This window comes from uncultured Fretibacterium sp. (assembly GCF_938040765.1).
In the GTDB taxonomy this organism is placed as follows: domain Bacteria; phylum Synergistota; class Synergistia; order Synergistales; family Aminobacteriaceae; genus CAJPSE01.
Window position 1 is genome coordinate 1 of record NZ_CALIAA010000249.1, and the last position, 1,755, is coordinate 1,755.

General features: G+C 67.2%; 2 protein-coding genes. Both read right to left on the minus strand.

Annotated features, from left to right (window positions below; all coding sequences use genetic code 11):
* Positions 1 to 279 precede the first annotated feature (279 nt).
* Positions 280 to 882, minus strand: a complete 603-nt coding sequence (locus Q0176_RS08620; protein ID WP_299301589.1) for a nucleotidyltransferase family protein — start codon at positions 880 to 882, stop codon at positions 280 to 282.
* The gene (yqeC, locus tag Q0176_RS08625; protein ID WP_299301591.1) at positions 879 to 1,697 is read right to left on the minus strand and encodes a selenium cofactor biosynthesis protein YqeC; all 819 of its coding nucleotides are present in this window, start codon (positions 1,695 to 1,697) and stop codon (positions 879 to 881) included. The genes Q0176_RS08620 and yqeC overlap by 4 nt, the downstream gene beginning before the upstream one ends.
* Between the last annotated feature and the right edge of the window lie 58 nt (positions 1,698 to 1,755).

Consider the following 1,755-nt stretch of genomic DNA (forward strand, 5'->3'; position numbering starts at 1 on the left):
CGCCGCTTGAGGAACACGGACGAGCCGGCCACGGCACAGAAGAAGAGAACGGCGAAGGCCAGCCCGGAATCCACGGAGAATAAAAGGAAAAACAATCCCAATATCGGAAGGCCGAAGTGCAGGATCCTCGTAACGTTCCGCCCGAACATTCCGTAGTACCCCCTTCTTCAATTAGTTTGTTGGTACAAACTCAATTTCGGAAATAATCTACCGCAATCCCGGGCGCCTGTCAATCCCTTCCTTTGGGAGGGGGGAGCGCCGTCCTCGGTTCGGATCCGCTCAGGTCTGCGGGCGGCAGGCCCTCCGATAGTCCTCCGGGGTGTCCAGGTCCTCGAAGAAGCCGTCCTCCCCCTCCACCGTCAGCACCTCTCCTCCGTGGGCCTCGAGGATGCCGCGCCCGCCCCGGTCGCCGGATGCGGATCTCAGCCGGGCGCGCCAGAGCCCTTCCATAAAAATGGGGTGTCCGAAACGCCCCTCCCGATAGGGGGCCAGAGCTGTGTACCCGGCGGGGCGGCGCTCGAAGGCCAGGCGCAGCCGCGCCATATCGTGCGCCTGTGCCGTCGGCAGGTCCCCGAGCATCAGGCAGAATGGGCCCTCCCGGAGGGCAGCGGGCTCCGCCCTGCCCAACGCGTCGAGGGCGATCGCGAGCGAGGAGGCGTAGCCCCGTTCCGGGGCCGGATTGATCAGCACCGTCACGTCTTCACCAAGGGGCCGGAGCCCTTGGAGCGTCGCCTCGGAGAGGACGCAGAGGATCGGGGTCAGCCCGGCGGCGCGCAGGTTTCCGATGACGGCCTCCAGGACCGTTCCGGCCCCGAACGGAAGCAGCAGCTTCTGCGTCCCCATGCGGCGCGACAGCCCTGCGGCGGGAAGCAGGGCGATCATCGGCCCCGTCTCGGCATCAGGACGGCCTCGATGCGCAGCTCGTGCAGGGAGCCCAGGATCAAAAGGTCCCAGGAGCCCAGCAGCCGAGCGGTACGGGGCAGAAAATCCCGTGCCAGGGCGTCGAGTCGGGCGGGGGGCAGCAGGTCGGAGCGGTTCAGAAAGACGATCCTCCTGCCCGCAGGGGGCGCGTTCTTCAGGTATCCGTGGGGGGACTCCAGCAGGGCCGCCAGCCGGTCGGGGGTCAGGGCGTCCCCGGGCCGGAACCCGAAACGCTCCGTCATCAGCGCCATGCGGTGGACGCAGTCCTCCGTCAGGGGTTCGCCCAGCCGGTCCGCGCCGAGCACGGCGCAGAGCAGCGTCGTCTGGGACGGGATCGGCGGCTCCCAATCGGCCCAGGCCTTCAGAGGCTTGTGCCGTGCCCCGTCCGCCTCGCAGATCAGGAAATCGGCCGCCTTGCCGCTCCAGAGGCGATCGATCGCCTCGGGGGAAAGGCCCTCCAGCTTCTCCCGATCCCCGTCCCTCACGTGCCTTTGGGCCGCCAGCAGCGGGGAATGGAGCCGAAGCGCAGCACGGATGCGCTCCGTATCCTCCTCCGGCCCCTCATATCCTCCCAGGAGGAGCAGGGGCAGATCGTTGGGGGCCACCTTCGTCGTCGTGGTCAGGAGGGTCGTGCCGCTGCGGGACAGAAACCTGCCCAGCGCCCGGAGCAGCGTCGTCTTTCCGCCCCCGCCCACGAGGCTGACCAGCTCTCGCCCCTGTCCCCCAAGCCCGAACGGGGCGAAGAAGGCCCCCGTGTCCTTGGTATTCGACACCATTTCGACCCCTCCCTCCGCTTATATATCAATCCATTATATACAAGTTCTCCTGGGAGAG